Source organism: Burkholderia sp. Bmkn7 (assembly GCF_041103175.1).
In the GTDB taxonomy this organism is placed as follows: Bacteria; Pseudomonadota; Gammaproteobacteria; order Burkholderiales; family Burkholderiaceae; genus Burkholderia; species Burkholderia cepacia.
Window position 1 is genome coordinate 219,839 of sequence record NZ_JBGCUH010000003.1, and the last position, 14,080, is coordinate 233,918.

At 67.2% G+C, this 14,080-nt stretch carries 10 protein-coding genes; 1 reads left to right on the forward strand and 9 read right to left on the reverse strand.

The features are described from left to right. Window positions 1–121: 121 nt before the first annotated feature. The 8 genes from AB3K92_RS22445 to AB3K92_RS22480 form a co-directional block, all read right to left on the reverse strand. Window positions 122–3,148 (reverse strand): type III restriction-modification system endonuclease, encoded by a 3,027-nt coding sequence (locus AB3K92_RS22445; RefSeq protein ID WP_369465857.1) that lies wholly within the window; start codon window positions 3,146–3,148, stop codon window positions 122–124. Continuing rightward, complete coding sequence (locus tag AB3K92_RS22450) at window positions 3,148–5,166, reverse strand: site-specific DNA-methyltransferase (RefSeq protein WP_059490348.1); 2,019 nt, start codon at window positions 5,164–5,166, stop codon at window positions 3,148–3,150. Before AB3K92_RS22450 ends, AB3K92_RS22445 begins: the two co-directional genes overlap by 1 nt. A 349-nt stretch (window positions 5,167–5,515) precedes the next feature. Then, window positions 5,516–6,646, reverse strand: a complete 1,131-nt coding sequence (locus AB3K92_RS22455; protein WP_059493831.1) for a porin — start codon at window positions 6,644–6,646, stop codon at window positions 5,516–5,518. 281 nt (window positions 6,647–6,927) lie between these two features. Beyond that, window positions 6,928–7,605: a response regulator gene (locus tag AB3K92_RS22460; RefSeq protein ID WP_021162256.1), complete on the reverse strand. Its 678-nt coding sequence runs from the start codon at window positions 7,603–7,605 to the stop codon at window positions 6,928–6,930. Window positions 7,606–7,618: 13 nt separating this feature from the next. Continuing rightward, entirely contained in the window at window positions 7,619–8,986 is a 1,368-nt protein-coding gene (locus AB3K92_RS22465; protein WP_369466850.1) for a sensor histidine kinase, read from the reverse strand. An 88-nt stretch (window positions 8,987–9,074) separates the two neighbouring features. Next, window positions 9,075–9,932 carry an ABC transporter permease gene (locus AB3K92_RS22470; RefSeq protein ID WP_104767571.1) on the reverse strand — a complete coding sequence of 286 codons (858 nt, stop codon included), beginning with the start codon at window positions 9,930–9,932 and terminating at the stop codon, window positions 9,075–9,077. A 38-nt stretch (window positions 9,933–9,970) separates the two neighbouring features. Next, window positions 9,971–10,768: an ABC transporter ATP-binding protein gene (locus AB3K92_RS22475; protein ID WP_027788757.1), complete on the reverse strand. Its 798-nt coding sequence runs from the start codon at window positions 10,766–10,768 to the stop codon at window positions 9,971–9,973. Between the two features lie 114 nt (window positions 10,769–10,882). Next, the gene (locus tag AB3K92_RS22480; protein WP_021162252.1) at window positions 10,883–11,887 is read right to left on the reverse strand and encodes an ABC transporter substrate-binding protein; all 1,005 of its coding nucleotides are present in this window, start codon (window positions 11,885–11,887) and stop codon (window positions 10,883–10,885) included. 442 nt (window positions 11,888–12,329) lie between these two features. Here AB3K92_RS22480 and AB3K92_RS22485 point away from each other — a divergent pair, with 442 nt between their 5' ends. Next, on the forward strand, window positions 12,330–13,043 hold the full coding sequence (locus AB3K92_RS22485; RefSeq protein ID WP_306674679.1) for a response regulator transcription factor: 714 nt from the start codon (window positions 12,330–12,332) through the stop codon (window positions 13,041–13,043). Between the two features lie 8 nt (window positions 13,044–13,051). Here AB3K92_RS22485 and AB3K92_RS22490 read toward each other — a convergent pair whose 3' ends face one another. Next, window positions 13,052–14,074 carry a fimbrial protein gene (locus AB3K92_RS22490; protein ID WP_369465858.1) on the reverse strand — a complete coding sequence of 341 codons (1,023 nt, stop codon included), beginning with the start codon at window positions 14,072–14,074 and terminating at the stop codon, window positions 13,052–13,054. Between the last annotated feature and the right edge of the window lie 6 nt (window positions 14,075–14,080).

The window sequence follows — 14,080 nt, forward strand, 5'->3', positions numbered from 1 at the left end:
AATACGGATCGCTTTCACGCGGACGGTACGAGCGGAATCGATACGCGACGTGAGCGTCGCAACGGTATCCGGCGCGATCGATCGACGCAGAAAAAAAGGCGGCTCATCGCCGCCCTTCGTATCACCGCCCGGCGCCTGCCAGCGGCACCGCAGGTTCGAACAACGCATCGGCCTGCCTGACGCGCACGAAGCGCGCCGCGCCGTCGCCGTCCACCAGTGCACGGAAATGCGCTTCGCCGCACGCGAGCTTCGCACGCTCGTGCTCGCTCGGCACATGGCCGTCGGTATTCGGCGTATCGACGACGAAGTACAGCCGCTCGCCGCCGTCCTGCTCCGCGAGCACGGCCCAGTCGGGGTGATAGCTGCCGAGCGGTGTCTGCACGCGGAACCACGCGGGCAGCTTCGCGTACAGCTTCACGCCGTCGTGCGCCTCGAGCGCATCGGCGAACGCGCGCTCCGCGTCCGTCTCGCACACGACCGCTTCGTGGATCGACTTCCGCGCGTCGGGCCGCAGGTTGCGCAGGTAACCCGTCAGCGCCTCGCTTTCGAACGATTCGAGCGCATGCACATGGCGCTCGCCGAGCTTGCGATACGCGATGCCCGCGACGAGCGCGAGCCGCTTGCAGCGGTTGATCGCATCGGCCGCGACCGCGATGAACTGCTGCGGATTCACGCGAAAATCGTCGAGCCGGCCGCTGTCGGCCAGGATCGTCGCGAGCGAACGGCGCGTGAGCTGCGTGCGGTCCTGCAGCTCGGTGAGCAGGTCGGGCAGCGGCAGCTCGCCTTCGTCGAGCAGCACCGTGCCGGCGCCGCCCACCTCGATCGCCTCGATGCCGGCCTTGCCGATATCGATCTCGGCCTTGCGCCACTGCAGCCGTGCGCGCGCGATGTCCGGCGCGTCGTGCAGCGCGGCCGCGCAGTCGCGCACGAGCTTCGCGTTGTCGAACTCGACGCGGTACACGGTGCGATGGCGGATGCGGTCCCACAACGCGCGGAAATCCTCGCCGAACACGACGGCCTTGCCCGACTCATCGCGCCGCAGCGCGATCGCACGGCGCTCGTCCGCGTTGCGCACGGCAAAACGGCCCGACAGCTTGCGCAGCGTCGCGACGATCGGCGCGCGCAGCATCTCGAACGCCTCGGGCAGCACCAGCGCGCTCCGGCGCAGCGCATCCTTCAGCCGGTCGAGCACCTTGCCCTGCGCATCGACGTAACCCTGCTCGTGCAGATGATTCCACAGCACGCGCGACAGCTCGATGCCGAGCGCATGCGCGGGCGCGTCGCCTTCCTGTACGGGCAGCGCTGCGAACTGGTGTTCCTCGACGATCCCGAAACGAATGCCCGTATCGGCCTCGATTTCCTTCTGCAGGTTCTCCGCGAACGACTCGTAGCGCTCGGTCGCGATCACGGTGAGCGTGTTCACGCCCGGGTCGCGCACGCGTTCGCCGTCCTGGTCGACGGCGAGGCGCAACCCGCGGCCGAGCGTCTGGCGGCGCTCGCGCTCGGTCTGGATGTCGCGCAGCGTGCAGATCTGGAACACGTTCGGGTTGTCCCAGCCTTCCTTGAGCGCCGAGTGCGAGAAGATGAACTTCAGCGGCGTGTCGAACGACAGCAGCGCTTCCTTCTCGCGCATGATCAGGCCGTACGCGCGTTCGGCGTTTTCGCGGGCCGCCGCGCTGCTTTCGCTCGTGTCGGTCCAGCCGCCCTTGCGGTCGATCGAGAAGTAGCCGTTGTGCGCGCGCCCGACTTCGAGCGCCACGTCGACGCCGTCGAACAGCGCACGGTAGGCCGGCACGCGTGCCGCACGCGCATATTCCTCTTCGAAGATCAGCGCGTAATCGCCCTTCACGGGCATACCGTTCTCGTCGTAGCGGCGATAACGCTCGACCGAATCGACGAAGAACAGCGACAGCACCTTCACGCCGCGCTCGGCCAGGCGCAGTTCCTTGTCGAGATGCTCGCGGATCGTGCGGCGGATCATCTCGCGCTGCACGGCGAGCGTGTCGATGTCGCCGAACGCCTCGCCGAGCGACAGGAACGCCTCGCCTTCCGGATGGCGCAGCTCGACGTATTCGGCGCCCTTCACCGCATGCACTTCGCCGATCCGCAGCCCCGCGTACAGCGCACGCTTGGTCAGGCGTTCGAGATCGTCGCCGTCGGTGGCCGTCACGATCTGGCGCTTCACGCCAGCCGCCGTCGCGACGTCGAGCTCGACACGCGCGCTGATCGCGCCGCGCCGGTTCGACACGCCGACGAGCCGCACGTACGGCTTGTTGTGCGCATCCTCGACGATCGCCGACGCGATCTCGATCTGCTTCACGAGCTTGCGCTCGTACGCGTCGACCGCGTCGAGCCGGTACACCATGTGGTGACGGTCGACGTGCGTGGCCGAATAGCGCAGCGTGCAGAGCGGCGCCATCGCGGCGAGCGCTTCGCGCCCGCGCCCCTCGAGGCCGCCGTCGACGCTTTGCGGCTCGTCGACGATCACGATCGGCCGCGTCGCGCGGATCAGGTCGATCGGCTTCTCGCCGCCGGTCTTCTCGCTGTCCTTGTAGAGGTTGTTGATCTCTTTCTTGTTGATCGCGGCGACCGTCATCACCATGATCTGGATCGCCGCGCTCGCCGCGAAGTGGCGCACCTGGCCGAGCTTCGCGGAGTCGTACAGGAAGTAGTCGTACGGCACGCCCGCGTACAGCGCGCGGAAGTGATCCTCGGTGATGGAAAGCGTCTTGTGCACGCCTTCCTTGATCGCGATCGACGGCACGACGATCACGAACTTCGTGAAGCCGTAACGGCGGTTCAGCTCGAAGATCGTGCGCAGGTACACGTAGGTCTTGCCGGTGCCGGTCTCCATCTCGACGGTGAAGTCGCGCGAGCCGGGCAGGCCGGACGGCGGGAGCCCGCCGCGCAGCTGCACGTCGGCGAGATTGCGCGCGAGCGCGTCGTCGGTCAGCGACAGCCGGTTACCGACGCCCTGTTCCGACACCGCGAAGCCAAGCGAGCCTTGCGCGGCGGCCGTCGTGCCGGGCGCGGCGTTCGCGAGCACGCTGAAGTCGCCGCGATACGATTCCTGCCCGCGAAACAGGTCGCAGACGGCGTCGATCGCCTCGCGCTGGTAGTCGAGATCCGCTTCGAAATGCAGCCGCATCACAGGCTCCGCACGCGCTTCACGCCGTGCTGTTCGAGCAGCGCGGCGAGATTGAGCTTCGCGACGTCGTCGACGAAACCGCTGTCGCGGAACAGGCACGTGACGTCGTGCGTCGTGCCGGTCGCATCGAGCAGGTCGACGATGCCGTCGGCGAGCGGGCCCGCGTCGTCGCGCGAGATGCGCGCATCGAAGCACGCGACGATCGCGCGGCCGATCAGGTGCACGGTCTTGCCGGCCACCTGGTGATGCTCGACCGGCGTGCACAGGTCGAGGCCGAGCTTCAGCGTCAGTTCGGCGAGCAGGTCGTCTTCCGTGCGGCCGGTCTTCACGTGCTCGACGGATGCGAACAGCGCATGGTCGAAGTCGTCGCGGCGCGGGTCCCACTCGATCACGTTGGTCGTGTCGAGCCGGTACACGCGGAAACCGAGGTCGCCATAGCTTTCCGGGTAATCGCGCGCGACCTGCTGCGCGGCGCGGCGCAGGCGTTCCTTGGTGATTTCGGCGAGCGTCAGCGGCTTTTTCAGCTTCGCGCAGAAATCGGCGGCCGCCAGCTGCGTCTTGTCGCGGCGGTCGAGCGCCTCGGGCAGCTGCACGAGCACGTAGCGGCGCGCGCCGCCGTCGGTCGCGTTCACCTGCATCACCGCGTGGCCGGTCGAGCCGGAGCCCGCGAAGCAGTCGAGCACGATGTCGTCGCCGCGCGTGCACCAGCCGATCACGGCCGCCGCGAAATCGACCGGCTTCGGCAGGTCGAACGGGATGCCGAGCGTCTTCAGCAGCGCGTCGTCGGAGCCGGCGAACGGCAGCACCGACGGCACGTTCTCGTACATGTTCTCGTCGAGGTAGTAGATCCGCTGCGGCTGCGTGGTTTCATCCGCGCCGAACTCGATCTGGCCGCGCTCGATCAGCGCCTGCATTGTCGCAGGCGGGTTGCGCCAGCCGCGCGCCGGCATCGCGCACGGCTTGCCGGTGACCGGGTGGATCAGCGGCGTGAAATACTCTTCCGGCGCCTTTTTCTTGTTCGGCCAGGCCATCGACACGAGGCGGTACACGCGCCCGTCGGCCGACAGCCGGTCGTACATCGCCTCGCCGCCCGACAGGTTGGTCTGCGCCTTCATCCACGCGCGGTACGCCTTCTGCGCGTCCTTCGCGTTGCCGCTGCGGTACACGGCGTCGTGCGCGGCATCGAGCATGCGCTGCGCATTGCGCTTCGGGCGCTTGAGCGGCGCCCGTTCGAGCAGCGTCTCGGCGTTGCGCGCGAACAGCACCAGCGATTCGTGCTGGTACGCGACGCCGCGTGCGTCGCCCTTCGGGTTGCGCTTGTCCCACACGGCGACGCCGAGCTCGTTCTCCTCGCCGAAGATCTCGCGCAGCATCAGCACCAGCGCGTGCACTTCATGCTCGTCGATGTGCACGGCGATCAGCCCTTCGTCGGACAGCAGCGCGTGCGCGAGCTTCAGGCGCGGATACATCATGTTCAGCCAGTCGGTGTGGAACCGGCCGTTCGCCTCGGTGTTGGTGCTGCGCTTCACGCCGCCCTGGGTCTGCCCGGTCATCGCCAGGTAGTGGCGGATACTGTCGCTGAAGTCGTCCGGATAGACGAAATCGCTGCCGGTGTTGTACGGCGGATCGATGTAGACGAGCTTCACCTTGCCCGCGTAACTCTTGTGCAGCAGCTTCATCACGTCGAGGTTGTCGCCCTCGATCACGAGATGGCGGGTGTCGTCCCACGCGACGCTGTCGTCGGGGCAGGGCCGCAGCGTGCCGGTCGACGGCGTGAGCGCGGCCTGGCGCGCGCTGCGCTTGCCATGCCAGTGGAAGCCGTAGCGTTCTTCGGCGTCGCCGACCGTGCGATCGCCGACCAGCGCCTTCAGCACGTCGATGTCGACCGACGCGCCGCCGGGGCCTTCGGTCACGAGTTCGGGGAACAGCGCCTTCAGGCGCGCGACGTTGTCGGCGGTGAAATCGGTCGACATCGCCTGCGGGCTGGCCGCATCGAGTTTCTGCATCGTCTTTTCCATCGGAGCCCGGCCGCGCGCGCCAGGACGTCGGGCGCGCTCACGGCACCGGCGGCAATGGCCACCCGGGCAAACCCGAAACGCTATCGAGTCGACCGGCCGAGGTCAAGCGCCGATGTGGGCCGAGCGTGCGCGCATCGGCCGCGATCGCCCGCCCCACGGGCCGCAAGCGGCTTCGGGCCGGTTGTCGCACGGGCGGCTGGCGGCCGTTGTCCGGGCACCCCGGAGCGCCGCGGAAAGGACGAAAAAAAGGGCACGGTCGGCGCAAAGCGCCGCCGTGCCCGCATCGAGAAATCCTGGAGGCAGGGAAAGGCGGGGTACCGCAGCCCCGCCCGGATGGCCGGCCCGCAGGTCAGAAACGCGTGCGGATGCCCGACGTCAGTTCGAGCTGGTTCTTCGCGCCGAACGTCGACGCAGCCGTGTAGCCGCCGTGCAGCTTCATGTAGTCGCCGGCGAGGTACACCTCGGTGCGCTTGCTCAGGTGATAGAACACCGACCCGTAGATCGTCTCCTTGAAGCCGTTGGCGACGCCGTTGGTCAGGCTGAACGCGCCGAGGTTCGCGTTCGGCGTGAAGCCGTCGGAGTTGTTCGCGGCGTTCTTGATGCGCATCTGCTGGTAGCCGAGCTCGTAGTCGAGCGCGCCCTTCGGGGCGATCTTCATCGACACCGTCCACGAATCGTCGTGACGCTGGCCGAGCGGGCCCTGGTCGCCGTTGTAGCGGAAGTAGCCGGCATTCAGGCGCACGATGTCGAACGTGTAGTTGCCGCCGACCGAGAACGTCTGGTTCCTGAAGCCGTTGTGGTTCACGTGGTTGTAGAAGCCCGACACGTTGAACGGCCCGCCGTTGTAGCCGAGCGCGGCCTGGTAGGCGGAGCCGGTCGCGAACGACGTCGAGTTGCTGAACTGGTAGCCGGCGCTCGCGAAGATGCCGTTGCTGAACAGCTTCTTCCACGCGATGCCGTTGTTGTAGCGCGTGCCGGTCGGGCCGGCCGCGTAGAAGATCATCTGCTTGAAGTTGTTCGAGTTGGTCCAGCCGCCTTCCTCGGTCGACAGCCTCGCGGAACCGTACGCGTCGCCGTAGATCGCCGATGCGTCACGCGCGATCGTGTTCTGGAAGCCGGCCGTCAGCTTGCCGAAGCGCTCGTCCTCGACGCCGACCCACGCGTCGCGGTCGAAGATCTGGCCTTCGTCTTCCATCTGGCCGTTCGCGACCACGAATTCGCTTTCGAGGCGGAAGATGATCTTCGTGCCGCCGCCGATGTCTTCTGCGCCGCGCAGGCCCCAGCGGCTGCCGCTGAACCACGGCTCGCCTTCGTTGCCCATCCCGATCACGTGATTGCCGTTCGCGTCGGCGTGGGTCCGGTAGGTCGGAAAGCTCAGGTCCATCAGGCCGTAGAGCTGCACGCTCGACTGCGCTTGCGCGTGCGTACCGGCGCACAGGCCGGCCGCCGCGATGGAAAGGGCAAGGGTTTTTCGTTTCAAGATCGTCTCCTCCGAGCTGCCGCATTGAAATCTTGTCGTTTGCAGTACGTAATGTATGCCGACTCGTGCCGGCCACAGCGAGAGGGCCGACGCGTAGCATCGTAGAGCGTGCAATCCTTCACGACGCTTTCCCGGACGCAGGAATCGGATCGGTGAAAACACCGAACGCGCAACGATCACGGATCAGGCAGGCGTGCGCAAGCGGGCCTGCCGGGCATCCGGCTGGTCTGGTCAACCTTTCGTGCTACGAATCGATGTTCCGTGCGGCGGGTGCGTGCCCGTCAGTCCTGCGCGCTTTTCATGCGCAGGATGTACCCCAGCCCGCGCAGCGTGATGATTTCGGCCGTGCTGCCCGCGAGATGCTTGCGCAGCCGGTGAATATAGATGTCGATCGCGTCGGCGCTGGGCTCGTCGTCGAGCGCGAACACGCTGTCCATCAGCCGCGCCTTCGACACCGTCTTGTTCTGCTGCAGCATCAGCGTCTCGAGGATCGCGTGCTCGCGGCGGCGCAGCGTGAGCACCGTTTCGCCGCAGCGGAATTCGCGCGTGCCGAACGCATAGACGAGATCGCCGCACACGAGCTGCGTCGTGCCGACGCCGGCCTGCCGGCGGATCAGCGCGCGAATCCGCGCGACCAGCTCGCGCGATTCGAACGGCTTCACGACGTAGTCGTCGGCGCCCGCGCCGAAGCAGTCGACCTTGTCGTCGACCGAGCCGTGCGCGGTCAGCATCAGCACCGGCACGTTGTCGTTGCGGCGCCGCAGCCGCGCGAGCACTTCCTTGCCGCTGATGCCGGGCAGGCGCATGTCGAGCAGCACCGCGTCGTAGCGTTCGGTCTTCAGCACCGTGTCGGCGCGCTCGCCGTCGCCGACGGAATCGACCGCGAAGTCCTCGCCGCGCAGCAGGTTCACGATCCAGTGCGCGAGTTCGGCGTTGTCTTCGACCAGCAGGAGTTTCATGACGGCTTTCTCTTCAATCGTAGGCGGGCAGCCGTACGGTCACGACGATACCGCGATTGCCGGCCCCCGGCGCGAGCGACGCGCTGCCGCCGTGCGCCTGCGCGATTTCACGGACGATCGCGAGCCCGAGGCCCGAGCCTTCGGTGTCGGCCGACACGCGGTAGAACCGCTTGAACACGTGCGGGCGCGCTTCGGCCGGGATGCCGGGGCCGTTGTCGATCACGTCGAGCACGATCGCGTCGCCGTCGCGGCGTGCGGCCACCGTCACGCAGCCGCCGGGCTGCGTGTAGCGCACCGCGTTGTCGACGAGGTTCATCACCAGCGCGGTCAGCAGGCTGTCGCTGCCCGCGACGTCGAGCCGCTCGCCGAGATCGGCGCCGAGATCGATATCGCGCCGCTGCGCGAGCACGATCGTTTCCTCGAGCACGCTCGATACCACGGCCGCGAGATCGACGCGCTGGGTCAGCAGCGTCGACGGCGTGGCCTCCGCGTGCGCGAGCAGCAGCAGCTTGTCGGTCACGTCGGCCATCTTGCGACTGCTGCGCTGCATGCTGTCGAGCACCGCCGCGAGCTCCGGATCGTCGTGCCCGCGCCGCTGCGCGTACTGGATCTGCGTGTCGAGCACCGCGATCGGCGTGCGCAACTGGTGCGCGGCATCCGCGATGAAGCGGCGCTGCGTGGCCGTGTGCATGTTCAGGCGCGCGATGCACTGGTTGATCGCATCGACGATCGGCCGCAGCTCGTTCTGCAGCCGCTCGGGGCGGATCGGCTCCAGCTCCATCGGCCCGCGGTCGGCCACGTCGTCCTTCAGCTTCATCAGCGGGCGCATCTCGAAGGTGAGGCCGAGGTACACGAGCCCCATCGCGAGCATCAGCATCAGCGACAGGCGCACGAGCTGCGGCCGCCAGATCGTGGCGACCATCGCGCGATGCGAGCGCGTCGTCTTCGCGACGACCACCGTGACCGTCTCGACCTGCCCTTCGTCGTACAGCTGCCGATCGTAGGTCACCGCGCGCAGCGGCACGCCGTCGAGCGACGTGTCGTACAGCGTCGGCTCGACGCCGTGCCGCGCGGGCACGTCGAGCGCCGGCGTGCCGGCGAGCAGGCGGTCGTGCCCGTCGATCACCTTGTAGAACACCGAATCGCCAGACGGCGACTCGAAGATCTCCAGCGCGGCCGGCGGCACGTCGGCGACCGGCAGCCCGTTGCGCCATTCGACGTCCTCGCCGATCGTGCGTGCGGACGCGACGAGCGCGCTGTCCTGCACGAGCGCGGCCGTGGTCCGCGCGGTGTCGTACGACATCGCGCCCGCGATCAGCACGAACACCGCGAGCGGCAGCAGCAGCCACCACAGCAATCGCCCGCGCAGGCTGTGCGCCATCCTGTTGCGCTCCTTCTCCGGAATGCCGAACCGCGCCGGGAGCGCCGGCGCGGTCGGAAGTGTCATGTCAGGCGTGCGCCGCCGGCGTTCAGAACGCCGCGGGCCGCCACTTCAGCAGCCGCTTCTCGAGCCAGGTCAGCAGGTAGTCGGCGGCCAGCGCGACCACGGCCAGCACGATCATCGCCGCGAACACGCCGCTCGCGTTGAACGCGCCCTGGGCGGTGGAGATTAGCAAACCGATGCCCTGCTTGGAACCCAGGAATTCGCCGACGACCGCGCCGACCAGCGCGAAACCGAAGCTCACGTGCAGGCTCGCGAGAATCCACGAGAGCGCGGACGGGATCACGACCGACGTCGTGATCTGCCGGCGCGACGCGCCGAGGATCTGCGCGTTCGCGATCAGGTAGCGGTCGGCCTCGCGCACGCCCTGGAACGCGTTGCCGAACACGACGAAGAACACCATCACGACGGCCAGCGCGATCTTCGACGCCATCCCGAGGCCGAGCGCGATCACGAAGATCGAGCCGAGCACGACGCGCGGGATCGAGTTCGCGATCTGGATGTACAGGCCGAACACGTCGGCCATCAGCTTGTTGCGGCCGAGCACGATCCCGCAGATCACGCCGGCCACCGAGCCGATCAGGAAGCCGATCGTGGTTTCCTCGAGCGTCACCCACACCTGCGTGAGCAGCGGCCCTTGCGACGTGCCGTTGACGAACCAGTCCTGGATCTGCGCGAAGATCAGCGTCGGCTGCGAGAAGAAGAACGGATCGATCCACTTCAGCCGCGCGGCGAGTTCCCAGCCGCCCAGCACGATGACGAGCACGGCGATCCGCAGGCCGATGATCAGTTGCCGGCGGCGGCGCAGCCGGGTTTGCGCGGCGCGCGACTCGTCGTCGAGCGACTTCGCCGGAATGGCGGTGGGGGGAAGCGTCATGTCGGTCATGCTCCTGTCCTTGCTGTCCTTGCCGTGCGGCGTATGCGTCAGCCGATCTGCACTTCTTCGCGCAGGTCGTGCCAGATGTCCTTGGAAATTTCGATGAAGCGCGTGTCGTAGCGGATCTCCGACGTGACGCGCGGGCGCGGCAGGTCGATCTCGTACACGCGCTTGAGCGTCGCGGGGCGCGCGGTCAGCACGAACACGCGGTCGGCGAGCGCGATCGCCTCCTCGAGATCGTGCGTGACGAACACGACCGAGCCCTTGTTCGCGGACCAGAGCTGCAGCAGCTCGTCCTGCATCAGCGTGCGCGTCTGCATGTCGAGCGCGGAGAACGGCTCGTCCATCAGCAGGATTTCCGGCTGGTTGATGAAGGTCTGCGCGAGCGCGACGCGCTTCCTCATCCCGCCGGAGAGCTGGTGCGGGTAGTGCTTCGTGAACTTGTCGAGGCCGACCTTGCGGATCCATTCCTCGGCCTGCGCATACGCGACGTCCTTCGAGCGGCCGCGAAACAGCGGGCCCGCCGCGACGTTGTCGATCACGTTGCGCCACGGGAACACCGCGTCGGCCTGGAACACGAAGCCGATGCGCGGGTCGATCCCGTCGACCGGGCGGCCCATCACGCGCACTTCGCCCGACGCGGGCTTGAGCAGCCCGGTGATCAGGTTCAGCGTCGTCGACTTGCCGCAGCCGGTCGGCCCGACGATCGCGATGAACTCGCCGCGCGCGACGCTCATGCTGAAGTCGCGCAGCGCGACGGTGGCCTTGCCTTCCGGCGAAATGAAGCGGCACGACACGTTGCGAAACTCGATCGCCGGTGTGCTCGGGGAGACTGCCTGGTTCATCGCATTCGTCCTGCGGGTGAGGAGGGCGTCGCATCGTGACGCAACGCCGGGCCGGTCAAACGGGCCGGAACGGGGAACGCACGGCGGCGGGATCGCCGCCGCCGGCGCCGCTGCTTATTTCGCGTTCACGAAATCGTTCGTGTAGGTACGCGCCAGGTCGATGTGCTTGCCCTTCACCGACGGGTTGAATGCCGACAGCACCTTCAGCACGGTCGCCGGGCCGTCGGCCGGCATCTTCGCGTCGGCGGTGAACATCGGCAGCGACGCCTTCAGCGCGCTCACGTACAGCGCCTTGTCCTTCTGGTAGTCGGCCGGCATCTTCGCGGCGATTTCGTCGGCGCTGTGCGTGTGGATGAACTGCATCGTCTTCGCGAACGCGTGCGCGAGCTTGGTCGCTTCAGCCTTGTGCGAATCGGCCCACGCCGACTGCACGTACAGGCTCGCGGCCGGGTAGGTGCCGCCGAGCGCCGCGCGCGTGCCTTCCAGCGTGCGCAGGTCGACCAGCACCTTCGCGTCGCCCATCTTCTCGAGCGCGGACACCGTCGGTTCAGTCGTCATCCCGGCGTCGATGCGCCCCTGCTTGATCGCGGCGATGAAGCTCGCGTCGGCGCCGACCGGCAGCATCGTGTACTGCGTCGACGGCACGCCGTGCGCGAGCGCGAGGTATTGGGTGAGGAAGCTGGTCGACGAGCCGAGGCCCGTCACGCCGAGCGTCTTGCCTTTCGCGTCGGCCATCGACTTGAACGTCGGCGCGGCCTTGGTCGACACCATCTCGACTTCGCCCGGCACCTGGCCGAACACGGCGATCGCCTTCACGTCCTTGCCCTTGCTCTGCAGGTCGATCGTGTGGTCGTAGAAGCCGACGACGCCCTGCACGGCGCCCGCGAGCAGCTCGTTCTCGGCGTCGACGCCGGCCGGCTGCGACAGCAGCTCGACGTCGAGGCCTTCGGCCTTGAAGTAGCCGAGCTCCTGCGTGAGCCGCGCGGGCAGGTAGATGAGCTTCGCGATCCCGCCGACCATGATCGTGATCTTGCCGCCGTCGTCGGCGAAGGCGGGGTGAGCGGCGAGCGCGCAGCTCAGGCTGGCTGCCACGGCGAGGGTGCGCAGGATGGGTCGCATCGGGTCGTCTCCGTTCGTTGTATTCGTCTGGCGCGATGCTTGCTGCATCGTCACGACGAGTATAGGGAGGCGAAACCTTCCGCTACCTTTCGCGGGCCGGCGATTCCTTTAGGGGTTTTCCAGCAACGGGGGGCCGGAACGGGGGGCGCGGCACGCGACCGCCTCGCGTCTCGCCCGGCCGCGTGCGCTCCACGGCGAACCCGTGCAGTTGCGGACTGGCAATCGATTTATCCAATTTGAATTAGGACGAGTTCGATAAACGCGATAAACATGAGTGGACAGGATCGTTATCGGCTTGTTCAGGTGGTATTCCGTTGCGATATGCGCATAAGATCCTTAATTTCGGAATAATCAATCAATAATAAATGCACTTTCATTAAATAATCACGAGCATTAAAGTCTGGCGTGGCGCACGCTTGGGTTCCGTGAGTGCCTTCCGTGAGTGCCGTTTGATGCAGTCAGGCCGTATCGACAGGCGTCGTCATGTTTATTGAAAAACGCAATGCGAGATATGAAAACAATAACCGTCGCCGTGGCCGACGACCATCCGGTAGTCCTGGAGTCGCTTGATCGACTGTTGCAACGGCATCCGCCTTTTCGCGTCGTGCATACCTGCCGCAGCGGCACGGAACTGATTGCCGCGCTGACGCAGTCTCCTGTCGATATTGCCGTCGTCGATTATTCGATGAGCCGCGGCGAGCGGCCGCTCGACGGCCTCCCGCTGCTGCGCAAGCTGCGCGATATCGCGCCCCGCACGCGCTGCGTGATGTTCACCGCGCATTCGAATCCGAGCGTGCTTGCGGCCGCGCTGAAGCTCGGGGTCGCCGCGATCGTCAGCAAGGACGACCCGCTCGCCGAGATCGTCGGCGCGTGCCGGCGGGTCGGTACGGCCCGCGCGTGTTACCTGTCGCCGACGGCGCGGGCGGCCGTCGAGCGCGGCGAGGCGGGCACGCTCGGCGGGCACCCGGCGCTCACGGCGCGGGAGCTCGAAGTCGTACGGTTATTCGCATCCGGGCATACGCTGCAGGACATCGCGAAGCAGCTCGGCCGCTCGGTCAGCACCGTGTCGACGCAGAAATACACGGCGATGCGCAAGCTGCAGGCCGATTCGAACACCCACCTGATTCGTTACGCGTACGAAAACGGGCTGATCTGACGGCGCGGTCATTTGTACGTGACCGTGAAGGTAGCCGAGCTGTTCGCGATGCCCGGCTTCGCCGTTGCACCGGTCTGGTAGTAGCGGGCCGACAGCGGCACCGAGAAGGTCGCGGACGCCGACGGCGAGTCGCTGACCTTCCACGGCGTGCCGAGCTCGACGGGCGTGTCGTCGCCCTTGAGCAACTGGATGCCGACACCGGAGGCGTCGCTCGACGACGACAGCGCCAGCACGCCTTTCGATGCATCGACTGCCTTGCCGTCCAGCGTCAGGTTGACTTCGAACGCGCCCGCCACGCCGGTATCGCAGCGCAGGCCGATCGCGAAGCCCTTCGATTTCGACGTCGAGCCGGCGCCCGAGCCGATGCCGGACGACGCGTTCAACGCATGGGCCCCGAGGTCGACCGACACCGACGGGGTGGTCGTCGTGCAGGTCGTCGGCTGGAACGAGATGTTGTCGAAGCCGTACATCAGGTAGCGGGTTGCGTCGGCGGTCGAGTTGTCCGGACCGCCAATCAGCGCCGTCAGGACCGACAGCACCGGAAACGGCTTCGCGACCGACGGTGTCGCGCCGCTCTTGACCAGCTCGACGTCCACTTTCGCGGTAACGGCAGTCTTCCCGATCGACTTGATCGTCGTGCCCATCGGCAGCGACGACGTGCCGTGCCCGCGGTTGCCGTCATAGGTCACGTAAAGCGTGAGCCCGTTGGCCGTCAGATCCGGGTCGTCCGCCCATCGATACAGCGTGGCCTCGACGGCCCTGCTTCCGGGTACCTTCATCCAGCAACTCGCGGCGATCTCGATGCCTTCCTTGCTCCACAGCACGGTGCCGATCGGGGCGTCCGCCGCGATCTTGAAGCCGGACGGCAGCTCGCCGAGCTTCGACGACGACGTGTTGATGCAGGTGGCCGTGGACGCGTGCGCATGGCCGACGCCGGCCGCGCCCAGCACCAGCGCGGTGAGCGCCATTCGAAGGCCCGCGCCGCGATTCCCGTCGCGAGCGCACGGGCGCGGGTTCAGGCTTCGATTCATTCTGCG